Raw genomic sequence first — 21,894 nt, 5'->3', positions numbered from 1 at the left:
TGACAGGCCATTGGATATACGGGCATCGAAAGAAGTGGAAGCGCGCGTGCTGATGGAGCTGCAGGCCGAGGCGCTCTACACGTATGACCGAAGAGGAAGAATGCTGCGGGTCAACGAGCCGAACGGCGGCGTGGCGCCCCGGATGTTCCTCGGGAGGACGATTCAAGGGACGACGGTATGCCGGTTCAGGCACGACGTGCCGGACGATCTCGTCCGGCAGCTGGAAGCACTGTGCGCCGAAGAGGGCGGCAGCGGCGATCCGTTGTCGAATCCCCGTCATTATGAAGCGTATATGGCGCTATTGGACGGGCAAGTCAGCACGATGGGACCGGCCTATCGGATTCCCGTCCTCATCGCGGCCGCGGCGTCGGCCGAAGCCGCTCCGGTCGTCATCACGCGGCAAAACGCCAAGCTGCTGGCCGGCGGCTTCGATTGGCTCGCTGCGGAAGTGGACCACGCGCAGCCCTGCCTCGCGATCCTCTCCGGCGGACGCGCCGTGTCCGTCTGCCGCAGCGTCCGCATAACCGCCCGCGTCCATGAAGCAGGTCTGGAGACGCTGCCGTCTTATCGCGGGAGGGGGTACGCCGCGGCCGTCGTGACCGGTTGGGCGGCAGCGGTCCGGCAGGCGGGCCGGATCCCGCTCTACAGCACGTCCTGGGAGAACCTCTCCTCTCGGCGAGTCGCGCAGAAGCTGGCGCTTGACTACTACGGGACTGACTTCGCGATTGTGTGATGCCGGCCAGGCAATGATCGATTCAGCTTCATCTTTAACACCGGCTGCCAAGTGAAGGCAGCCGGTGTTTTTTGCCGATTACCGGCATTGATTGATTTTGTGCGCCAATGTTCGCTGCACGATCCCGAGGTGCAGCTGCAGATCCGCCTCCGTCGCTTCATGCTCGCCGCGTCTTCCTTGAAGCAAGTACCGATAGCGGGTTCCCCTGACAGGCGTATCGTCAACCCACATGTTGTTCGCTTTCATCACCTGTTTGGACTTCTCCAGTTCCATCAATACGCATCTGCCGACGAGCTTGCCGATCGCTTGCGTCAGGCCGCCGGTTTCCGCGACGAAGGCTTCGGCGCTATCCCGTGCCGCCAGCAAGGCGATTCGGAGATTCAGAGCAATAATCGGATCAAAGCCGTTCATGGTATCATCCCTAACCCGGTTGTTTCTTACTATTATATGCGAACATAGGTTCGTTATTCAATTTCGATTGTGCTGGGCATCGCTTCCTCACAACGCAAAGCGCCGTCGCGGGGCATGAGGCCCTAGGACGGCGCTTTGATTGGGTTCGCTGACGGGACTCGTTAGGCTGGATTTACCCCTCGAGCAGATTGGCTAAAAAGATCTTCTTCACGACCTCTCTTCGGCTTCTTACCCCGACCTTGTCGAAAATATTGCTGAGATGTTCCTGCACGGTATAAGGCGAAATGGCGAGCTTTGAAGAAATTTCCAAGGAATTATTTCCTTTCGCCACGAGATGAACGACGACCTTTTCTTGTGAAGTCAGTCCGTAAGCGGCCGTCTGAAATCGGATGAGATCGCGATGCACGGCTGGCCCCAGGATAATGCCGATTTTCCGATTTCGATCGTCATCCGCGCTCATTTCATAAGCCTTGATGGTGACGCAGCGTCCATTCCGACCATAGCGAGCCATCTCCGGCACGAGCTTGATATCATCCTCGGTTTGCATGGACAGCGATTTTTTGAGGGCGCTTACGACTTGCGTTATGTATATGGGAAGTTCTTTGCGGCACCAATCGGGATGAAGCTCCCCTAATTCTTTCAACCAATGCACCGCGGCATCCGTGTAAGACTCGATATACCCGGTGGGATCGTAAATCAGGAGGCCTGGAATATCAAACTGCTGCAAAGCATCTGAATCGGCCGGTTCTACTGAGACCATCCGCTGCTGGATGGCTGTTCGAATGCCCGTACTGATATGGGGCGCGAGCTTGGCCAGCATCCATGCATCTTGCTCGGAGTATAAAGAGGCGGACTTTTCTCGAGCCATCACCAGCGTGCCCCACATATTTTTGCCGGAAAACATGACGGCGCGGATTTCGTCGTCGAGGCCGATCGGAGCGTACAGCATGTGATGGCGGTACGCTTTACCGGGATGACCGAGCGTTTCTTCCGACAACCGGTTAACCGGAACGCCGGAGTGCAATAAGCGCCGGTAAGCCGGGAGATAGTCTTCGAAATACAAGTGCTCGAAAAAAACATGCTCGACGTCGCTCACCTCGTGATTGTGAATGCCTCCCCGAACGTTGGACGTGATTAAGCCGGTTGCGGGGTCTACCGTTTGAAAGCAGCAAAGATCGTACGCGATGACGGGGTGCAAGATGCCGATGATTTCATTGCGCAATTGCCGGTCGTCCAGTCCGGCGTAACACAAGCGCTTAATTTGAACCATTGCTCGTTGATAGTGGCCGCTAATTTTCATCATTCATCGCTCCCCGAACGAAATGACTACCCCCAAATTGTAGGTATACAAATTGTATCATCGTTGGAATTATAATGAAATATGCAAGCCGGGACGGCAGGAGGTTTTCAGAAGGATATTTGCTTATTTGCGGGTGGAAAGGTGGGGTCGGGATGAGCATGCATCATCTGTTAAATCATGAGTGAGTTCAACTTCGAATCCAAAGGGACGAATAGTTCTTCCAGTGAAACGCCGGAATATGACGTGCCCAACTTCAATTCGATGCAAGAATCCTCCTATGCTCCCAAAGGTATGCAACTACCTCCCTACAATAAAGACCAGGATTTCGAGGTCGATCGGCTCAACATCGGCGATGATGCCGAAGCGCTAGCGCGACTGGCCGTCATGAGCAAGGTCGAAAATATGGCGATCGGGTTGTTCGGCTCGTGGGGAGCGGGCAAGAGCTTCTTCATGCAAGAAATGAAGCGGCGGGTCGATCGGCTCGCGGAAACAAATAATCCGGCTTTCCTCTCCAAAGTCGTCCATGTCGAGTTCAATGCCTGGCATTACATGGATACGAATTTGTATGCGAACCTAGCCAATCATATTTACACGAAAGTCCATGAATCCGTCACGGGCAACAGCGTTCTTCGCGGGAAATGGATGGAGGATATTCCATCCGTAATTGAACTGAAAACGGAAAGAGATCAATTGCTTGATAAGAAAGAGAAACAATCCCAGACGATAAGCGATTTGAAAGATCACCTACTCAAAGAGGAAATTACGAAGCTGGGCAATTCGTACTTGGAGAATTTGAATGAAAATGGAGAGATATCGAGGGTTACCGCTGACGCCTTGGTTGCGCTAGAAGCGCGGGAGCGCGGAATCAAGCTGGCGGCGTCGGTTCAATCCTTGCGCACGAGACTACGCTTGGTCATTCGCTATACGCCGAGGTCGGCATGGTTTGCGCTGTCGGTTTTTCTGGCTGCCGGAGCGGCCGCTTTTTTCGGCCTGAGCCGTTCGGGTGACTGGAATCCGAACTGGGCATGGCTATCACCATTGATTGGCGTGGCAGCGTTCATACGAGAAACCGTCAAGGACAAAAAGGTGGAGAACGCGATAAAATTTTGCCGTGAGGCTTTCGGTAAAATCGAAGCGGCGGCCAGATCGAAAGCTCAAATCCAATCGGAAATCGAGCATACCGATCAAGCTTTGAGAAGGATCCAATACGAGCTGGAGCAGATCCGCTCCGGAAAGATCATTCAATACTATCTGGCTTGAACGCATCCGATCCGATGCCTACAATAAAGAATTGGGCTTTATCCACATGCTGCGCGAGGATTTCGAGAAACTGGGCGAGCTCTTGCATCGAACAGATTCCAAGCATCCAAACGTTGACCGCATTATTTTATAATCGACGACCTCGACCGATGCACGCCGAAAAACGTCATCGAGGTGCTGCAAGCCGTGCATTTGATTTTGTCAGCCGACATCTTCATGATCGTCGTTGCCGTCGACATCCGCTGGGTGACGAAATGTTTGAATGAAGTCTACAAGGTGGCGCTGGAATACGACGAAGAGCAAGATGCGGCTTCGGCATACGATTATTTGGAAAAAATATTCCAAATCACGTACCAAGTCGGCCATATTTCCGAAGAAGACAGCAAGGATTACTTGCGCCAGCTTTTCAAAACACAAGAAGAGAAGAAGCCGGTGCAGCCGAAACCTAAAACTGAATTGAATAATGGGGGACTGAACGCCTCAAGACGGCGTCCTCTCGGCTTCCGTTATCAAGGCCTTGCAGATTCGGCTGAACACAGGTGAGTTCTGACGGAAGGTGACATTGCTTTCTCTGAGGCATATTGCTCGTATATTGATTTGAATCGCGGTTCGCTTCCTTAGGCCCAGAGAAACATCGAACAAGAAATCATTTCGGACAATTACGTATATTATTATTACTAATATTCCTTATTATGACATATTATGCGCATGTCGCGTTGGGTCATGAGATGGATTTGACGATGTCCCCGAACAAGTTATAGTAGTAACAGTTCATTCGCATGACGTTTTCCGGCGTGAAGTAATAATAAGAGGGGGCCAACCGATTCCCAATGGATCGCTTGCTGCAAACCAGCACGGAAGCAAGCCTTGCGGAAGCACCTTACGCGGACAATTCGGAATATCTCCAGGACGTATTAAAACGTCTCGACTACATGATCCAGATCCACCGGCTGCGCCTATCGGAATCGGTTTCCGTCCATCCGGCAGATGAGACTGCAGGACTCGGCTGGTCCGAACAACCCCTCTTGCACGAATATAATGTCCTCGAAGCTCGGATACGGAGCAGAACGATAGCAAGTATGAAGGCTGGCGTTCAATTGGCGCTTCCGTACTTGTCGCAGTTGTTCCGGTTATCTGACATCGAACAGTCGCTATTAATCATTGCCCTGGCGCCCGAACTGGATAGCAGCTATGCCCGGCAGTATGCCAATATACAGAAAGATGCAGCGCGGACGACGCCAACCGTCGATTTGGCGGTGCAGCTGCTTCGAACGGTTCAAACCGGCCGGATCTTGGCGCAAGCGATCGTGGACCCCTCGGCAAAGCTGATGAAGTTCCAGCTCCTTCGATTCCGTGAACCCGATCCTTCCCATGGGCTACGATCCCGCAGTCTATACGTGGATTCGCCAATCGTCAACTATCTGATCGGGATGGAACAGCTGGACGGAAGGCTTGGAACGGCGGCATACTTTGCGGAGCGGCCCCCCGATCCCGATAGCGACTGGCTCCATGATCGTCTTCTCGGCCGTATGCAGCATCTGATCCAGACTCAGCTCACTCCGAGCGGGGCCCTAAATCGGAAGGTACTGTTCGTCTTCTCCGGCGAGGCCGGATCTTGGAAACGGCGTTGCGCGGAGGCCGTATGCCGGGAACTCGGGATCTCGCTGCTCGTCGGAGACGTCGCCAAACTGCTTCAACACCCCATGACTTTTGCAGACTGTTTGTTCCTCCTGTGCCGAGAAGCGCATCTGCACCCCGCAGCCTTATGTCTCCTTCATACAGATTCGCTATTTGCCCACCCAGACCGACATCCGCAAGAAATCGCGGCTTTCATGGACACGATGGAGCTGTTTCCCAACTTGACCTTCGTGTTGGGGACACGTGCTTGGCCGGCTTTGCAATCAAGCGGACACGAGAGCCTTATACACGTCGCGTTCGAATTGCCTGGGCCTGAGCTTCGAAGAACGCTTTGGCAACGAATGGCCGTGCAGGTTCCCCTGGAAGAAAGCGTGGATTTGGACGCCGTCGCGGACAAATTTCGCTTCACGCCCGGACGCATTCAGCATGCGCTGAATATGGCCCGCAACCTGGCGTTATGGCGCGATCCGGTTCATGCGCGCGTCAGTATGAAGGACCTGCAAGTATCCTGCAATGCGGAGTCGAATCATAGCCTCGGTCATCTTGCCGATCCATTGACGCCAGCGGGGACGTTGCAGGACCTGATTCTTCCGCCGGATCAAATGAAGCGGCTGCAAGAAATCATCGATCAAGTGAAGTACCGCAGCGTCGTTCATGAAGCCTGGGGGTTCCGCAAGAAGCTCTCCCGGGGCCGAGGGATCAATATTCTGCTGCACGGCCCGCCGGGTACGGGGAAAACGATGGCAGCTGAGGTGATCGCAAACGAGCTGGGGATGGACCTGTACCGCATCAATCTCTCTCAAGTGGTAAGCAAGTACATCGGCGAAACGGAGAAAAACCTGCATGCCATCTTCCAAGGCGCCGAAGACAGCTACGCCATTCTGTTCTTCGACGAAGCGGATGCGCTGTTCGGCAAACGCACCGAAGTGAAGGACGCCCTGGATCGTCATGCGAATACGGAAATCGCGTACTTGCTGCAACAGATGGAAGAATACGACGGGATTACCATTCTAGCCACGAATCTGTATCACAATATGGACGCCGCCTTTATCCGCCGGATGCAGCACTGCATCGAATTCCCGATTCCGGACGACCGTCAGCGCAGCGAGATTTGGAAAGCCATGTTCCCGTCTGAAGCCCCGCGGCACGGGAACATCGATTACGAGTTCCTGGCGCGGCAGTTTAAAATTTCCGGCGGGCATATCAAGAACGTCGTATTGTCCGCCGCGTTTCTTGCGGCCAAAGAAGGCCAAGCGATCGGGATGGAGCATCTCGTCCGAGCCATCAAGCGGGAGATGGATAAAACGGGCAAGTTGACGTCCAAGGAAGACTTCGGCATTTACTACGCCTTACTGGGAGGAGGTGGACCGTGAGCTCCAACGGGATCGCGGATGTCGGGAAAACGCTCCTCCTGCTGCTGCAGGACGGGATGAAGGACATGGTCCCAAACGAACAAATCGTACTGCATTCGCCTGCGGAAATCGTCGCTTCGAACATTCGCTTGACATTATTCTTGTACAACATCCTCGAAAATCCGTACATGCGCTATCAGGACGGTATACTTCCGACGACATCGGCCTACAAACTGCCGCCGCTCGTCTTGGATCTGCACTACATGCTGACCGCGTATTCGTCAGCGGCGATCTTGACGGATCGGACGATCGAAGAGCATCAGCTGCTCGGAAGGGCGATGAGCGTCCTGCACAATCACGCTTCGCTTGGAGGCGATGTGCTTCAAGAGAGTTTGGCTGACAGCGAGCAGGAATTGCGCGTCACGCTCAATCCGGTCACCGTACCGGAGTTATCCGACATCTGGACGGCTTTCTCAGATAATAATTTGCGTCCGTCGGTGTGCTACGTCGTATCGCCGCTCGTTATTTTGCCGGAACCCGCCGCGCCTGCACCTGCGAAAACGGTGGAGACGAGAATGTTCAAATTCACTGCGCCTATGCAATTGATCGCGCAAAAAGACGATGACGCTTGATAATTGTTGAAGCGCAGTTATATAGGGAGGAAGAGAAGATGCCGCAATATTTTGCGCCAGGCGTGTATGTGGAAGAGATTGAACTCGGAGGAAAACCAATCGAAGGGGTGTCCACGAGCACGGCCGGATTTCTCGGCCAGACCGAACGCGGTCCGACGACGCCGAGACTGATTACGAGCTGGCTCCAGTATCAGAGGGTGTACGGCGGCTTGCTCGGCGATACGCCGTACTTGCCGCATACGGTGAAAGGATTCTTCGATAACGGCGGCAAACGCTGCTATATTGCGCGGATCACCAAGGTAAGCGCCGTGTCCGCCAAATGCAAATTGCTAAATAAGGCAGCTCAGAACGCCTTAACCGTCTCCGCGGTCGGCGAAGGCGCTTGGGGCAACCGAGTCGCCGTAATGGTAGATAGCGGATCGCTTAGCGGGATTAAGATCAACGTGTATGACTTGAAAGATGAAAATCTGGATTCCGCCGCATTAGCCGCGATGTTCGCCGATAAAAAAAAGCAGCCCTCGATCACGGAGAGCTTCGATAACGTCTCCACCGATGCTTCCTCCCCGGACTTCTATGGCACCAAAGTGAACGGCGCATCCGCCTACATCGTCCTGAAGGTCGAAAGCGGCGACACGGGCGCGTTAACGAAGGAAGACAAAAATGAAGCCATGTTATTGATTGGCGGACTGGACTCGAACGAGAGCGAAGGCAAACCGTTAAGCGTCGATGCGGCGGCTAAAACGATGAAGCTGGCGGATTCGGATTCGACCGATGAAGTTGACTACAAGAACATGACGCTTGAAATCGTAGAAGGCACAGGCTCCGGCAAAGATAAAAAATATAAGATTGCCGCCTATGACAAGGCATCTAGGACGGTAACGATCGATCGGGCTTGGGAAACTGCTCCGGAGCTGACCTCCACCTATCGGATTACGACATCAACGCTCGCCGTCGCCGACTTCGAGAGAGACAAGACGGAAAGGCCGGAAAAAAAAGGATTGTTCGCATTCGCGGATATCGACGATATCTCCATACTTCACGCGCCTAACTCCGGAGCGGTTGACGGGCTAACGACCGCATTGATCACGCAATGCGAGAACTTAAGAGACCGCGTCGTCATCATCGATTCGAAGAAAGGCATGGCGCAGATTACGGATGTGAACCCGCGCGCGGATCATTACGATTCCATGTTCGCTGCCTACTACTATCCGTGGATCAAGATCGTTCATCCTACGAGCGGGGCGACGATCGAAGTGCCGCCGGGCGGTCACATCGCAGGCATCTACGCCCGTTCCGACGCCGAGCGCGGCGTTCACAAAGCGCCTGCCAACGAGATCGTGCGCGGCGCGGTCGACCTGGAGTTCCAGATTACAATGCCGGAGCAAGAGATTCTCAATCCGCTCGGCGTCAACGTCATTCGCTCGTTCCCCGGCCGCGGCATCCGCGTATGGGGCGCCCGTACGACCTCCAGCGATCCATCTTGGAAATATATCAACGTGCGCAGGTTGTTCAACTACATCGAGGAATCGCTTGACGAAGGCACACAGTGGGTCGTGTTCGAGCCGAACGACGCGAAGTTGTGGGCGAGGGTCCGCCGCACGCTCAACGACTTCCTTACCCGCATCTGGCGCGACGGCGCGCTCATGGGCACGAAGCAGGATCAAGCGTTCTTCGTACGGGTCGACGATACGACGATGACGCAGGACGATATTAACAACGGCAGGCTCATCGCGCTCATCGGCATCGCCCCGGTCAAACCTGCGGAATTCGTCATATTCAGAATCGCGCAAGTGGCTTCCGGCGCCGACATTAACCAGGCATGACAGTAGAAGGATTGAGATAGAGGAGGAACATGTTCATGGCGACAGGGCAGCGTAAAGATCCGCTTCGCAACTTCCGATTCCGCATCGAGATCGACGGTATCCAGCAAGCGGGCTTCAGCGACGCGACGGGCTTCGACTCGACGATCGACGTTATCGAATACCGGGAAGGGACGGACCCGACGCACGTCCGCAAGCTTTCCGGCTTGACCAAATACGGCAACATTACGCTCAAATGGGGCCAGACGGATTCGCTCGACTTGTACAACTGGCACAAGGAAGCGATCGCGGGCAGCATCCAACGCCGGAACCTATCCATCATCGTCGTCGACGAAGCCGGCAACGATAAAGCCCGGTGGGATTTCGTCGGCGCATGGCCGACGAAATATGATGCGCCGGACTTTAACGCCAAAGGTAACGAGATCGCGATCGAATCGATCGAAATCGTGCACGAAGGCATGACGCGCGTCAGCTAATCATCCGATACCGCACTTGGATCAGGAGGGCTCTTATGACATTCGTGACTGAATTCGAATTCACATTACCCAAAGGCTACATCGATAAGCACGGCAACCTGCACCGGGATGGCATCATGCGCCTTGCGACCGCCGCGGACGAGATATTGCCGCTGAAAGATCCTCGGGTGCAGCAAAATCCGGCTTATCTGACGGTCATTCTGCTCTCCCGCGTCGTGACGAAGCTGGGCGATTTGCAAGTGATCAATCCCGGCGTCGTCGAAGGCTTCTTCTCGAGCGATCTGGCGTACTTGCAGCAGCTCTACCGTCAAATGAACGACAGCGGCATGACCGGCGTAGAGACCGAATGCCCGCGCTGCGAGCATAAATTCGCCGTGGAGGTAGCTGCCGCGGGGGAAGCTTAAACGGCTACCCTCTGGATAAGCTGTATGAGGAGATAGCCTTCATCGCGTACTATTTTCACTGGCCGCACGCGGAGATCATGCAATTGGAACACCGGGAACGAACGCGCTGGTGCGAAGAAATATCGAGCATCCACCGGAAGCTGAATCAGACGCCGGACAACGTATTCAAGCCATAGGAGGGATTCGGAATGCCAACGGCCGTAAGACAAGATCCGCTGACGAACTTTCGGTTCCAGATCGAGATCGAAGGCCTCGTCGTTGGCGGCTTCTCCGAAGTGTCCGGCTTACTGACGGAGCTGGAAACCGAGGATTTCCGCGAAGGCGGCGTCAACGGCTATGTCCATAAGTTCGTAAAGGCGTCGAAAGTGCCCAACTTGACAATCAAACGAGGGCTGACGAGCTCCGATACGCTGTGGACATGGTTCCAAGCCGCGAAGAATGGCGAGATTACTCGCAGAAGCGGTTCCGTCATCATGGTCGATGCGGCGGGCGAAGAGCAATGGCGCTGGAACTTCACGAACGCGTTTCCAGTCAAATGGACGGGACCGGATCTGAAATCCGACAGCGGCAGCGTTGCCTTCGAGTCGATCGAGCTCGTGCACAACGGCTTTAGCAAGGACGGATGACGGATGCCGCAGACGCCGCTTCAATTCGCCGAGAGAATCATAGGGAAGTATGGCATTACAGTTCAGAAGTCAAAGAGCCGCGCCGCATTGGTGTTTCTCGCCGCCGTATCTCCCGTCCGCAACAATCATATCCAGCGGGAGCGGTTCATGGAACGACGCGAATGGTTGACGATCGTTCGGCCGATCGAGATACGATTGCTCGTGAGCATCAGGAATCGAACGACCGTACAGCATGCGGCGAATAGACATACGTATCGACGGGATCACCGATATGAGCGGATAAGTTTTTCACGACAAGCAGTGCGGGAGCATCGCCAGGTTTCGCGTTACTTCCGGGAATCGCAGCACGTGGGAGAACCGGATCCAGCTTCTAATCAACAGCACGCAAAACAGACGAAGCTCGCACCCCAACGATTCATGCATTTTGGCTCTGTTATTCATAACCCGACCTTGATACGGAATCATCCTCTCCAATTGATGCATCAGCCAAGTAGGACGGTTCCGATGGCGACCTCATGGATTCAGGCGCCGCCTGTGTCACCGTTGCAGAATACTCCTTCAACCGTAGGCATGCCGCATCCGCAACGCCTTACGGATCAGCATGCATCAAGCACGTATCGCTATGCTCAATCCGTCAGCTTGCTTCACGCCGATCCGAATCCCAACGAGGGCTCGGTCAGCTCGCCGCCTCGCCGCGAAGAAGCCGTAAAGGATATCGCGCCGCCCGTTGCGCTCGCGCCGTATGCGTTGGCCGCGCCTGCTCTCGACATGAAACGGTTAACTGACGATGTGTATCAAGAGATTGAGCGGAAGCTGCGAGTCGAACGACAGAGAAAAGGCTTATAAGCCAAGTTCCCGGAGGCGCCAATGGCTTTGGAGAAAGCGCTCATTCAGCCGCTGGACGAACAAGGCGGCCATAAAGGACAACCGGTCAAAGTGCTGTTCAATCCCAGCGAATATTCGATCGAGAAGGGCAATCAATACCAGTCCGTCTCGATTCCGGGCCTATCCGTGCCTGCGACGCAGTTCGTGAGCGGGAACGCTCAGATGCTGACGATGGATCTTTTTTTCGACAGTTACGAACAAGGCGAGGACGTGCGAGCGTACACGAGCCAAGTGACCGGCCTGCTCGACATCGACGGCAGCCTGCGCGCGCCTCCGGTGTGCAAGTTTATCTGGGGGAAGCTCGAGTTCAAGGGCGTCATCGAGAAAGTGTCCCAGAAGTTCACGATGTTCCTCGATTCGGGCATTCCGGTGCGCGCGACGCTGAACGTGTCGTTCAAGGAATACAAAACGATTCAAGAACAGTTGACCCCGAGTACCGCTTCCGGTCAGACGAGACAAGTGACGGCGAACGCCGGCATGTCATTGTCTGCCATCGCGCAGCAGCAATACGGAGACCCCGGCAAATGGCGCGAAATCGCCCAAGCGAACAACATTGCGAACCCTCGCCGATTGACACCGGGTCAACCGATAACCGTACCTCCGTTGGAGTGATCGTATGGATTTCGCGCAGTTAGACAAAGAGTACGGCCATTTTTATACGCCGGCATTCGAGATCGAGGTCGAAGGCCGGAACTTGATTCGAGAAGGCATGATTATCTCCGGCGTAACCGTCGATCAATCGCTTGAAGAAGCGGATCATTTCTCGTTTACGATCGATCATGCGTTCGATGCGATCGCAGGCGATTTGAAGTGGATGGATCTGTTCTTGCCTGCGACCAAACGATTGACGATTCGAATGGGTTACGCCGGCAAGCTTAAGCTCATGCTCGTCGGCATGGTCACTTCCATGTCGGTCAATTTCCCCGCGAGCGGCACTCCGCAGCTGGAAGTGAGCGGATTGGATCTCTCGAACAAGCTCATGCAGAAGAAGGAGCCCCGGTCGTGGAACAACATGAAGCACAGCGACGTGGTCGCCGCGCTCGCTGCAGAATATCAACTGAAGAGCGATGTCGAGGACACGAAAGTGCCCTATCCGAAAATCACTAAAGACGCCGGCAAAAACGACTTTCAGCTGATTCAATCGCTCGCGCAGAAAAATCACTTCGAGTTTTTCGTGTTCGGGGATACGCTTACTTTTCGCGCGCCGGCATTGGACAGCACACCCGTCGTGAAGCTCGAATGGCGCAAGACGTTGATCAGCTTCCAACCGGAGCTCAACTTCGCCGGACAAGTGCAAGAGGTTGAAGTGCGGGGCTGGGATCCCAAATCCAAAAAGGAAATCGTGGGGAAGGCGCGCGTCGGAGACGAAGCGGGCAAACAGTCGCATTCCAAGGAGAAAAGCGGCGGGGAGCTCATCTCCTCCTCCTCCTCCGAAAAAATAAGCGAGAACGCGCGTTATCCCGTCTTCTCGCAGCAGGAAGCCGATCAGCTCGCGAGGTCGATTCTGAACCAGCACGCGGAAGGATTGATCAAAGGCAGCGCGGAGTCGATCGGCATTCCGGACATACAGCCGGGCAAACGAATCGAACTGGACGGTCTCGGCAAGCGGTTCAGCAAAGCCTATTACATTGAGAAGAGCACCCATACGATAGGCGGATCCGGTTACACGACGACTTTCCATGTCAAGGAGAATGCGCTATGAGTTTACTTGATCTGATGCAACCCGGAGACCGGAACGGAGAGCAAGTGCAGGGCGTCGCCAATGCGATCGTCACGAACAATCAAGATCCCGAGCAAATGGGACGCGTGAAGCTCCGATTTCCATGGCGCGGCAGCGAGGACGAAAGCCATTGGGCGAGAGTGGCGACGCCGATGGCCGGCAAAGATCGAGGCTGCTATTTTATCCCGGAAGTCGGGGACGAGGTGCTCGTGGCGTTCGAGATGGGCAATATCGATCATCCTTACGTGATCGGCGCCTTCTGGAACGGGCAAGACCGGCCGCCGGCTACGAATGACGACGGAAAGAACAATATACGCAAAATCAAATCCCGCAGCGGTCACGAGCTCGAGTTCGACGACAAGCGCGGCCATGAGAAAGTGACGCTGCAGACGAAAGCGGGGCATCGGATCGTCATGGACGATACGTCCGGATCCGAAAACATCGAGATTGTCGATCATACGGGCTCCAACAAAATCGTGATCGATTCCGTTATGAACGAGATCCGGATGGAAAGCGGTTTGAAGCTGGTTTTGAAGTCGAAGACGATCGAGATCGAAGCGGATTCTATGCTGTCGATCAAGGCAGGAGCGACGGTTACGATTCAAGGCGCCATGGTCAATATTAATTAAATGAATGACGTTAACTAAGCAATCTTAGGAGGGAAGAACATGCCGCCTGCCGCGAGAGTCGGAGACATGACGAGTCACGGATCGCCGCTCGGTCCGGGACCGGGGAGCGCGAATGTGTTCATCGGAGGAATGCCCGCATGGCGCGCGGCGTCGGACTCGCATGTTTGTCCGCTTGCTACTCCTACTCCTCATGGCGGCGGCGTCGTCGTGATGGGCAGCGCTACGGTATTCATCAACGCGATGCCGGCTGCCCGGCTTGGAGACATGATCGTGGAAGGAGGCCCTCCGAATTCGATCGTGTGCGGAGCGCCGAACGTGATGATTGGATAGGGGGAGTTCGATAATGGCAAACGATTTTCTGGGTGTCGGTTGGCGCTTCCCTGTTATCGTGAACGGTTCTTCGGGCGCCATCGCCATGTCATCCCATGAGCAGGACATCGAACAGGCGATCTGCATCATCTTGTTTACGGTCAAAGGCGAACGCGTCATGCGTCCGGATTTTGGCTGCGGCATTCACGATTACGTGTTTGCTTCGCTGAATACGGCGACGATCGGCTTGATGGAATCCAGTGTCCGCGATGCGCTTGCGCGCTGGGAGCCCCGAATCTCGGTAACGAATGTGACCGTGTCGCGGGATCCGGCCGAGATCTCGCTCGGGAAACTCCTGATCGATCTCCAATATGTCGTGCGCGCTACGAATCAGCCTGGCAACCTCGTGTTTCCGTTCTATTTAAGTGAGGATTGAATGACTCCCGTTCCGGTGGTGAAACAATGAAAGCTCCGTTAATCGATGCAAGAGACGTGGACGCGATCTTCAAGGAAATGCGGGAACTGGCCTCTTTCTTCACGCCCGAATGGACACCCGATTCGGATCGAGATACCGGTACTGCGGTGATGGAAATATTCGCCCGAATGTATGGAGGAATCCTGGGGCGTCTCAATCGGGTGCCGGACAAAAACTTCATCGCGTTCCTAAATCGGCTCGGAATCAAGCTGCTGCCGGCCAGTCAGGCGAGAGGACCAGTAACGTTTGCGTTAAGTTCGGGAGCCCTTGATCCCGTGACGGTTCCTTCACGCACTCAAGTCGCCGCGCTACCGCCCGGCGGAGGGAAGCCGATCGTGTTCGAGACGGAACGAACGATCGTGGCGACGCCTGCCAAGCTGATGAACGCCATGACCTATTTTCCCAAGCAAGACAGACTCACCCAAGCCGAATCGGCGGTACTTGGGGCGCATTCCGGGAAACCGTTCGAGTTATTCTCAGCGTCGAACCTGCAGACGCATGCGTTGTATATCGGTCATGCCGAGTTATTCAATATCGCTTCGCAAGCCAAAATCAAACTGGCATTAATCGGAACGAATCCCGACGCTGCGCGGCAGCTTGCGCTCCTGGCGCAATCTCAAACCGTGCAATGGGAATACAGTACGGATACGGATGACAGTTGGAGCACAATGAACGTGCAATTCATAAACGATGGTATCGAGATCGATACGACAACGGTGACCGGTATTGCCGAGACGGCGGTAAATGGACTTCAAAACCGTTGGATTCGCGCGCTTGTACAACCGAATCGAATCAAGGAAGCCGAGCTCGTTCAGTTCGATACGCTTGCGATCACGATGTCCAATGAGTTTCTGAAACCCGATATGGCGTTCGCGAACAACGTTCCGCAGGATGTCGATAAAAACGACTATCATCCGTTCGGACTTACGCCCCGTCTGTACGATACGTTTTACTTGTCCAGCGAGGAAGCTTTCTCCAAAAAAGGAGCCGCGATTACGCTCAGCTTCACGTTGAAGCATGAAGACTGGTCGCGCGCAAACCCGCCCGTAGTCGTTACGGCAACAACAATTGCGGCAGCCGCAGCAACAACGGAAGTAGCGGCAACATCAATCATAACCATAACCGCGCAGCTCTCCTGGGAGTATTGGAACGGGCAAGGATGGATGAGTTTAGGGAATCTCGATGAACATTTCTGGATCACGGCCGAAGAGACGGGGCCGTCCGGCAGAACCGTGAAGCTTCACTTTACGATTCCAAGCTCCATGTCCGAGACCGTCGTGCAAGGGCAATCGGGGTATTGGATCCGGTTCAGAATTGTCAGCGGCAATTACGGCAAGGAAGTGATTACTAGATACGGGCTTCAACCCCAATTCTACGTCCCCAAAATCAGCGATGTGAAAATCGAATACGAGATTCGAAGCAAGCCCGCCGAACGGATCGTCACCTGCAACAATTTGCAGTACCGCGACCGCACATCGGAGATCGGATCTGGCGGTCGGCCGATGCAGCCCTTTTACCGGCTCGCCGACGTGCATCCCGCGCTGTATCTCGGATTCGATCAACCTCCGCTCAAGGGGCCGATCAGCATCTATTTTCGCGTACAGGATCAGGAATACGGCGAATCCGACTTCCCGCGGCTCGAGTGGGAGTATTACCGAACAAGCGGGGGAATGAGCGGTTGGACGAGAATGGACGTGCAGGACGGCACGCGCCATCTGACGCAGAGCGGTTGCGTGGAATTCGTCGGTGCACCGGACTTCGCGATTCCCGATTCGTTATTCGGGACTTCGTTCTATTGGATACGCGCAGTCGACGTCGAAGACCGATTCCAGCCGACCGCACCGTTGAACGGCATGCCCGGCCACTCAATCGGCCGAAGTCGTTCCGCGAACGCGAAAAATGACGATGCTTGCGAATGCGGATGCGGTTGCGGACCCGAGCCGTGTAAAGGCTTCGTACTGTTCGACCCGCGTTTCTCCGCTGCAGCCAGCGGCAGGCTGATCCCGTCACCGCTCTTAAACGGGATCTTCCTCAATACGACGATGGCCTCCCATTCGGAGAGTATCGCGAATGAAACGCTCGGTTCCAGCCTCGGCTTGGCCTCGTCTAAATACGCGCTGACCAAATTACCGGTGCTGGCCGAGCAAATCTTCGTGAACGAACACGGCGTTTTATCGGAGGAGGAACAAGCCGCGCTTCGAGAAGATCGCAACATCGTCGTGCGCGAGGAGAAAGACGATGCCGGCGTGACGTCGGCGTTCTGGGTACGTTGGACGGCGATTGACAACTTGCTGGATTCGAACGGCGGCGGCCGCCATTACGAGATCGACCGAACGTTCGGAACGGTGCAGTTCGGCGACGGCAACCATGGCAAAGTACCGCCGATCGGCTCGGACAACATCGCAGCCGACTATCAAGCGGGCGGCGGCAGCGCCGGGAATATCGGCGCGGGCGAGCTCAAAGTCATGAGAACCTCGATCGCTTACGTCGACGGCTCGAACAATCCTTATGCGTATGATTGCGGTTATGACACGGAGCCGCTCAGCCATGCGCTCGAACGCGGACCGCTCCTGATTAGAACCCGCAATCGCGCGGTTACCGCCACCGATTACGAGCAGCTGGCGCTGCAAGCATCCCGGGGCATCGCCAGGGCGAAGTGCTTGCCGAACTTCAACGACAAGGGCGAACGGGAGACCGGGTGGGTAACCGTCCTTATCGTTCCGCAAAGCAGCGATGCCAAGCCCGTACCCGCCCCTCCGTTAAGACAGCAGGTCGAAGCGTACTTGAGAAGCCGCGCCGCGAATGTTGCCGCCTATCCGAGGCATATCAAAGTATTCGGACCCGTGTACGCCGAGGTATCCGTAGACGCTAAGCTCATCGCAAGCTCGTTCGACGCGATGCCGGCGGTAGAAACTGAAGCGTACCGGAAGCTAGCCGCTTATTTGCATCCGCTCACAGGCGGGGAGGCCGGACGCGGGTGGGATTTTGGCGAACTGCCCTGTCTGAGCGGGTTGTATGCCCTGTTGGAAGCGGATCGGAACGTCGACCACGTCGAAGGATTAACGATGACGATTCGCGATCCCGCGAGCGGAACGACGCTTCGCGTGACGCCGAACGCCTCCGCAGACATTCGTTCCGTGCCTTACATGCTGATCTATAGCGGGGATCATAAGCTGGTCGTCTCTGGTTTGGCTATACGTGCTTAGGATAGATAGGAAGGGGGCAAGAACATGTTGCCTTTGCCGAAGTTGGATGATCGAACGTACGCGCAGCTCGTAGATGACGCGAAAAAATGGATACCGCGTCGAGCGCCCGTCTGGACGGATCATAACGCCCATGACCCCGGCATCACGTTGATCGAGCTGTTTGCTTGGCTGACGGAGCAGCAGCATTATTACTTGGACCAGATCCGCAGCGACAACGAACGGAAGTTTCTTATGCTCCTCGGTCAGCAACCGTCGCCCACGAAAGCCGCTTCGGCGCAAATCACGGTCTCGCACCGGCCCGGCCACGATGCTCCCGTGCTCGTTCCGGCCCATACCTCTGTCACGACTCGCGAAGGGGACGCGGCGTTCGAGACGGAAGAACCGTTGCTGGCAACCGCTGTAAAGCTTCGCAAAATCATCGGCATGCTGCCGACGGGCGTCGCCGATTATTCCGAGGCGAATGTCCGCGCCGGCATGCATTTCGCTGCGTTCGGGCAGCAGGCGGAAGCGGGCAGCAGGCTGTATCTCGGCTTCGATCGACCGTTCCCTGCCGGCGAGCGAATTCCGATCGCATTCGAACTATACGACCGCTACCCCGTAGCCAGAAACCCGTTCGCGACGGACGATAGGTGTCTGTGGATTCGCCCGTCCGCAGAGATCGAATGGGAATATTATTCGGCGGCTGCCGGCGGATCCTGGTTGCCGCTTGCCATTGATGCGGATGAGACGTTGAGGCTGACGTTAAGCGGCAGAATGATTTTCACGGCACCGGCTGACGCACTTGATCGCAAGGTCGGCACGATCGACGATCAGCTCTATTGGATTCGCGCGACGGTGAAGAAGGCGGGCTATGAACTCCCGCCCAAGCTCGAGCGCATTTTGCTCAATTCGGTGCCTGTCGTCCAGCGCGTAACGGTGAAGGATGAGCCCGTCGGCAGCTCGAACGGACTACCGGCGCAGTATTTTGATTTGACGCAGTGTCCCGTCCTGCCTGAATCCTTGCATCTGCTCGTAGAAGAGAATTCGAATACGAGCTCCGAATGGATCGAATGGAAGCGCGTCGATACGTTGGATGCCTCGAAGCCGACGGATAAACATTTTCTCCTCTTGCCGGATTCCGGGCGAATCCTGTTCGGAGACGGAGTGAACGGCGCCATTCCTCAGCCGGCGCACTCGAAGAACGCCATCAATATCCGGGCTTCATGCTATCGAACCACGACAGGCGTCAAAGGGAATGTAGGCGCCGAAGCCATTACGCGATGGGTCGATCCGACTGCTGCGCTTGATTCGCTTGAGCTGACGAATTGGCTTCCGGCCGCGGGCGGCGCATCGCAAGAAACGCTTGAGCAAGTACAGGTTCGAACGCGAAAACAGCTGCAGAGCCTGCACAGCGCTGCCACATCCGAAGATTATGAAACGTTGGCGTTGTCTACGCCAGGCTTAAGGGTGGCCCGCGCGAAAGCGATGCCGCTTCAAGATCGGAACGGCCAACCCGCCCCCGGCGTCGTCATGGTCGTCGTCGTGCCTTACGGGGAGTACGCGAATCCGGTTCCAAGCGGAGGATTTCTAAGCACGGTTTGCAATCATCTTCATCCGCATCGTCTGCTCACGACAAAGCTGCGGGTCGTGGCTCCGGATTACGTCAAAGCATCCGTTGAAGCGGACATCGAGGTGCAATCCGGTTACGATGCCGCGGCAACGAAACAAAAAGCGATCGATGCGCTTCTCCATTATTTGCATCCTTTGATGGGCGGCAGCGACGGAACAGGCTGGCCCTTTGGCCGGCCGATTTACGTGTCCGAAATTTACGATGTCATCAAGCGTGTTCCGGGCGTCGATTGCGTGCATCGAGTCCGCATAGCCGCTTCCGGGAAAGGGATCCGGCAAGATGCGGAAGGCAGCATCTTCATTCCGCCGCACAGTCTTGTCTATTCCGAAGTCCATCGCATCGACACGATAACCGCGGATGCGGATTGCGAACCGCGGGGAGGTTGCCATGGCCACGAATGAACAAAACGAGTTCACCTCGCTTACGATCAATCATCGCGCAGCCTGGGAGGAAGGGCTGCGAATCAACGTCGAAACCCGCGGTCAAGACCGATTGACGCTGCGAACGATGCATCAAAATTTGCAGGACGCCATCATAGAAGCCAAGGCACTGCCGCATGGCACCGCGATTGCCGATTTTGCGATCGGTCCGTGCGGGACGCTCTACCTGTTGGATGCGGCCGCGGGCGTGATCTATCGCTATGATTCGATCGACTCCCGTTATGAGGAATTCGTCTGTTTGAGGAGTTACTGCGCGGCTCCAACCTCCATTGCGTACGCGTGCGGCGGCATTATCGTGGCGGATCGCGCCGGTTCCCATCGGCTGCTTCATTTTTCCGAGCTGAACGGGCAGCTCACTTGGCGCGTCGGTGATCGGGAAGATTCCGATGGGAAGCCGTTAGGCGTTGCCGCAGGGCAAAGCTTCCAACCGGATCAGATCGAAGCGAATGCCGGCGGATTGATTTACGCGCTGGACGCTCAGCGTTGCCGCGTCGTCCACTTCGATGGGCACGGGAAGTTCCGCACCGAGATCGGGGTCTCGGAACTCGGAGGCAAACAGCCTATTGCCATATCCGTATCCGCGAACGGTACGCTGTACGCGTTAGAGCTGCAAGCTCGGAGGGTGCTGGCATTCGCGCAGGGTGAATTCGCGTCTTCCTTTGATCTCCCGCCGGTGCAAGCCCCGACTGCCATGGACGTCGACGCTCAAGGTTTCCTCTACTTGGGCGAAAGCCGAAAGCTGCTCGGGGAGGACGATGATCGATCGATCTTCAAGCTCTCGCTGAACGGCGAACAGGCGGAAGTACTGGCAGCGTATCGCGGAAACGCGGATCGCATAAGGGCAGACGGCGAGAAGAGGCTATACATCCTGGATCGGGAAGCCGGCAAGATCACCGTGTTGTCGCTGACCGAAGTGCTGTATAGAGCCCCGGGCAACCCGCTGGCGATCGGTACTTATTATTCGAAGGCGTTTGACAAGACCGAATCGAGAACGCACTGGCATAAGCTGGTTTTGGATGCGGACCTTCCGCCCAATACGCAGATCGAAGTGTCGTACGTAACGGATGACGAAGAAATCGGCAACGTCGAGGCGAGGACGGATTGGTCCGAGCCGCAAATCAACCCGACGCAGATGCTGATCCTGCGAAGCAAGAAACGATTCCTCTGGATCAAGCTCGCGTTAGTCGGAAGCGAAAATGAATCCCCTCGCATACGAAGCGTTCAAGCCGTCTTTCCGCGAACTTCCTATTTGCGCTACTTGCCCGCGGTGTACCAGGAAGAGGAGAACAGCCGAGATTTTCTGGAACGGTATTTGTCCATGTTCGAAGCGATGATGGCGAGCTCCGAACGGCAGATCGATGGGATCGCCCGCTGGTTCGACGCCGACGTCGTCGGCGGAGATTCCCTGCGATGGCTGGCCTCGTGGCTGGCGATCGCTTATGACGAGCATTGGCCGGATGATAAGCTGCGGCAACTGATTCACGCCATTCCGGGGTTGTATGGCAAGCGCGGCACCCGGGATGGCATGGAGGAACTGATCCGGCTATTTACGGGCATACGGCCGATTATCGTCGAACAATATCGGATCCGATGCGCCGAAGATCCGGAGATCGTCGCTTTGCTCGAACGCTTATTTGGGACCGATCCTTATAGTTTCTGCGTGCTCTTGAAGCCCGATCAGATTCGAACCGAAGGCGAATACGCAACCGTCAAGCGTATCGTGGACACCGAGAAACCAGCGCATACGAACGGCGGCGTCCTTCATCTGCAGCCTTACATGTACCTCGATATGCACACGTACGTCGGGATCAACAGCGAATTAACCGAGCCGGAACCAAGACTCGAGACGGGCGTGATTCCGCGCGATGCCGTGCTTCGCAATCCGACGCCGTTCGGTCAAGTCGGAAGCTCTACGCTAAAAGCCAATTATTCAGCGCTCGCCTAGCAGAACAAAGGAGGGATCGGACGT

The 21,894-nt window shown here is 55.6% G+C and carries 21 protein-coding genes; 19 read left to right on the top strand and 2 right to left on the bottom strand.

Going from position 1 to position 21,894, the window contains the following annotated elements:
• Positions 1–10: 10 nt before the first annotated feature.
• Positions 11–733 carry a GNAT family N-acetyltransferase gene (locus ACFPB1_RS02445; protein WP_379221487.1) on the top strand — a complete coding sequence of 241 codons (723 nt, stop codon included), beginning with the start codon at positions 11–13 and terminating at the stop codon, positions 731–733.
• A 78-nt stretch (positions 734–811) separates the two neighbouring features.
• Here the strand turns inward: ACFPB1_RS02445 and ACFPB1_RS02440 are convergent, their stop codons facing one another.
• Positions 812–1,144, bottom strand: coding sequence for a hypothetical protein (locus ACFPB1_RS02440; RefSeq protein WP_379221485.1), 333 nt, complete (start codon positions 1,142–1,144; stop codon positions 812–814).
• 172 nt (positions 1,145–1,316) lie between these two features.
• The gene (locus ACFPB1_RS02435) at positions 1,317–2,447 is read right to left on the bottom strand and encodes a LuxR C-terminal-related transcriptional regulator (RefSeq protein ID WP_379221483.1); all 1,131 of its coding nucleotides are present in this window, start codon (positions 2,445–2,447) and stop codon (positions 1,317–1,319) included.
• A 174-nt stretch (positions 2,448–2,621) separates the two neighbouring features.
• Between ACFPB1_RS02435 and ACFPB1_RS02430 the strand changes: the two genes are divergently transcribed.
• The 18 genes from ACFPB1_RS02430 (at position 2,622) to ACFPB1_RS02345 (ending at position 21,870) form a co-directional block, all read left to right on the top strand.
• Positions 2,622–3,704 (top strand): P-loop NTPase fold protein, encoded by a 1,083-nt coding sequence (locus ACFPB1_RS02430; RefSeq protein WP_379221481.1) that lies wholly within the window; start codon positions 2,622–2,624, stop codon positions 3,702–3,704.
• A gap of 129 nt (positions 3,705–3,833) precedes the next feature.
• Positions 3,834–4,247: a P-loop NTPase fold protein gene (locus ACFPB1_RS02425; protein WP_379221695.1), complete on the top strand. Its 414-nt coding sequence runs from the start codon at positions 3,834–3,836 to the stop codon at positions 4,245–4,247.
• A 287-nt stretch (positions 4,248–4,534) separates the two neighbouring features.
• Positions 4,535–6,715 (top strand): ATP-binding protein, encoded by a 2,181-nt coding sequence (locus ACFPB1_RS02420; RefSeq protein ID WP_379221479.1) that lies wholly within the window; start codon positions 4,535–4,537, stop codon positions 6,713–6,715.
• Positions 6,712–7,326 (top strand): DUF4255 domain-containing protein, encoded by a 615-nt coding sequence (locus tag ACFPB1_RS02415; protein ID WP_379221477.1) that lies wholly within the window; start codon positions 6,712–6,714, stop codon positions 7,324–7,326. The genes ACFPB1_RS02420 and ACFPB1_RS02415 overlap by 4 nt, the downstream gene beginning before the upstream one ends.
• Positions 7,327–7,364: 38 nt before the next feature.
• Positions 7,365–9,149 (top strand): phage tail sheath family protein, encoded by a 1,785-nt coding sequence (locus ACFPB1_RS02410; protein WP_379221475.1) that lies wholly within the window; start codon positions 7,365–7,367, stop codon positions 9,147–9,149.
• 35 nt (positions 9,150–9,184) lie between these two features.
• Entirely contained in the window at positions 9,185–9,622 is a 438-nt protein-coding gene (locus tag ACFPB1_RS02405) for a phage tail protein (protein ID WP_379221473.1), read from the top strand.
• A gap of 35 nt (positions 9,623–9,657) precedes the next feature.
• Positions 9,658–10,026: a phage tail assembly protein gene (locus ACFPB1_RS02400; RefSeq protein ID WP_379221471.1), complete on the top strand. Its 369-nt coding sequence runs from the start codon at positions 9,658–9,660 to the stop codon at positions 10,024–10,026.
• Positions 9,990–10,202 carry a DUF6760 family protein gene (locus tag ACFPB1_RS02395; RefSeq protein ID WP_379221693.1) on the top strand — a complete coding sequence of 71 codons (213 nt, stop codon included), beginning with the start codon at positions 9,990–9,992 and terminating at the stop codon, positions 10,200–10,202. Before ACFPB1_RS02400 ends, ACFPB1_RS02395 begins: the two co-directional genes overlap by 37 nt.
• A 12-nt stretch (positions 10,203–10,214) precedes the next feature.
• Positions 10,215–10,652 (top strand): phage tail protein, encoded by a 438-nt coding sequence (locus ACFPB1_RS02390; RefSeq protein WP_379221469.1) that lies wholly within the window; start codon positions 10,215–10,217, stop codon positions 10,650–10,652.
• Between the two features lie 3 nt (positions 10,653–10,655).
• Complete coding sequence (locus ACFPB1_RS02385; RefSeq protein ID WP_379221467.1) at positions 10,656–11,498, top strand: hypothetical protein; 843 nt, start codon at positions 10,656–10,658, stop codon at positions 11,496–11,498.
• A 21-nt stretch (positions 11,499–11,519) separates the two neighbouring features.
• Positions 11,520–12,149, top strand: coding sequence for a LysM peptidoglycan-binding domain-containing protein (locus ACFPB1_RS02380; protein ID WP_379221465.1), 630 nt, complete (start codon positions 11,520–11,522; stop codon positions 12,147–12,149).
• Positions 12,150–12,153: 4 nt separating this feature from the next.
• Complete coding sequence (locus tag ACFPB1_RS02375; RefSeq protein ID WP_379221463.1) at positions 12,154–13,239, top strand: phage late control D family protein; 1,086 nt, start codon at positions 12,154–12,156, stop codon at positions 13,237–13,239.
• Entirely contained in the window at positions 13,236–13,886 is a 651-nt protein-coding gene (locus tag ACFPB1_RS02370) for a phage baseplate assembly protein V (protein WP_379221461.1), read from the top strand. Before ACFPB1_RS02375 ends, ACFPB1_RS02370 begins: the two co-directional genes overlap by 4 nt.
• A gap of 39 nt (positions 13,887–13,925) precedes the next feature.
• Positions 13,926–14,216 carry a PAAR domain-containing protein gene (locus ACFPB1_RS02365; RefSeq protein ID WP_379221459.1) on the top strand — a complete coding sequence of 97 codons (291 nt, stop codon included), beginning with the start codon at positions 13,926–13,928 and terminating at the stop codon, positions 14,214–14,216.
• A gap of 13 nt (positions 14,217–14,229) precedes the next feature.
• Positions 14,230–14,631, top strand: coding sequence for a GPW/gp25 family protein (locus ACFPB1_RS02360; RefSeq protein ID WP_379221457.1), 402 nt, complete (start codon positions 14,230–14,232; stop codon positions 14,629–14,631).
• 314 nt (positions 14,632–14,945) lie between these two features.
• The gene (locus ACFPB1_RS02355) at positions 14,946–17,876 is read left to right on the top strand and encodes a putative baseplate assembly protein (RefSeq protein WP_379221455.1); all 2,931 of its coding nucleotides are present in this window, start codon (positions 14,946–14,948) and stop codon (positions 17,874–17,876) included.
• Between the two features lie 24 nt (positions 17,877–17,900).
• Positions 17,901–19,886: a putative baseplate assembly protein gene (locus tag ACFPB1_RS02350; protein WP_379221453.1), complete on the top strand. Its 1,986-nt coding sequence runs from the start codon at positions 17,901–17,903 to the stop codon at positions 19,884–19,886.
• On the top strand, positions 19,873–21,870 hold the full coding sequence (locus ACFPB1_RS02345) for a phage tail protein (protein WP_379221451.1): 1,998 nt from the start codon (positions 19,873–19,875) through the stop codon (positions 21,868–21,870). Before ACFPB1_RS02350 ends, ACFPB1_RS02345 begins: the two co-directional genes overlap by 14 nt.
• The last annotated feature ends 24 nt before the right edge of the window (positions 21,871–21,894 follow it).

The organism is Paenibacillus sp. GCM10023250 (assembly GCF_042653205.1).
Taxonomy (GTDB): domain Bacteria; phylum Bacillota; class Bacilli; order Paenibacillales; family Paenibacillaceae; genus Paenibacillus_Z.
The sequence above is the reverse complement of the archived record's forward strand: the minus strand, read 5'-3'. Positions and strand labels throughout refer to the sequence as shown.

Bases quoted from the DNA above. Each gene is read 5' to 3' on its own strand.
- ACFPB1_RS02440 (WP_379221485.1), bottom strand. From the start codon at position 1,144: ATGAACGGCTTTGATCCGATTATTGCTCTGAATCTCCGAATCGCCTTG.
- ACFPB1_RS02435 (WP_379221483.1), bottom strand. From the start codon at position 2,447: ATGATGAAAATTAGCGGCCACTATCAACGAGCAATGGTTCAAATTAAG.
- ACFPB1_RS02430 (WP_379221481.1), top strand. From the start codon at position 2,622: ATGAGTGAGTTCAACTTCGAATCCAAAGGGACGAATAGTTCTTCCAGT.
- ACFPB1_RS02420 (WP_379221479.1), top strand. From the start codon at position 4,535: ATGGATCGCTTGCTGCAAACCAGCACGGAAGCAAGCCTTGCGGAAGCA.
- ACFPB1_RS02410 (WP_379221475.1), top strand. From the start codon at position 7,365: ATGCCGCAATATTTTGCGCCAGGCGTGTATGTGGAAGAGATTGAACTC.
- ACFPB1_RS02405 (WP_379221473.1), top strand. From the start codon at position 9,185: ATGGCGACAGGGCAGCGTAAAGATCCGCTTCGCAACTTCCGATTCCGC.
- ACFPB1_RS02400 (WP_379221471.1), top strand. From the start codon at position 9,658: ATGACATTCGTGACTGAATTCGAATTCACATTACCCAAAGGCTACATC.
- ACFPB1_RS02390 (WP_379221469.1), top strand. From the start codon at position 10,215: ATGCCAACGGCCGTAAGACAAGATCCGCTGACGAACTTTCGGTTCCAG.
- ACFPB1_RS02385 (WP_379221467.1), top strand. From the start codon at position 10,656: ATGCCGCAGACGCCGCTTCAATTCGCCGAGAGAATCATAGGGAAGTAT.
- ACFPB1_RS02380 (WP_379221465.1), top strand. From the start codon at position 11,520: ATGGCTTTGGAGAAAGCGCTCATTCAGCCGCTGGACGAACAAGGCGGC.
- ACFPB1_RS02375 (WP_379221463.1), top strand. From the start codon at position 12,154: ATGGATTTCGCGCAGTTAGACAAAGAGTACGGCCATTTTTATACGCCG.
- ACFPB1_RS02370 (WP_379221461.1), top strand. From the start codon at position 13,236: ATGAGTTTACTTGATCTGATGCAACCCGGAGACCGGAACGGAGAGCAA.
- ACFPB1_RS02365 (WP_379221459.1), top strand. From the start codon at position 13,926: ATGCCGCCTGCCGCGAGAGTCGGAGACATGACGAGTCACGGATCGCCG.
- ACFPB1_RS02360 (WP_379221457.1), top strand. From the start codon at position 14,230: ATGGCAAACGATTTTCTGGGTGTCGGTTGGCGCTTCCCTGTTATCGTG.
- ACFPB1_RS02350 (WP_379221453.1), top strand. From the start codon at position 17,901: ATGTTGCCTTTGCCGAAGTTGGATGATCGAACGTACGCGCAGCTCGTA.
- ACFPB1_RS02345 (WP_379221451.1), top strand. From the start codon at position 19,873: ATGGCCACGAATGAACAAAACGAGTTCACCTCGCTTACGATCAATCAT.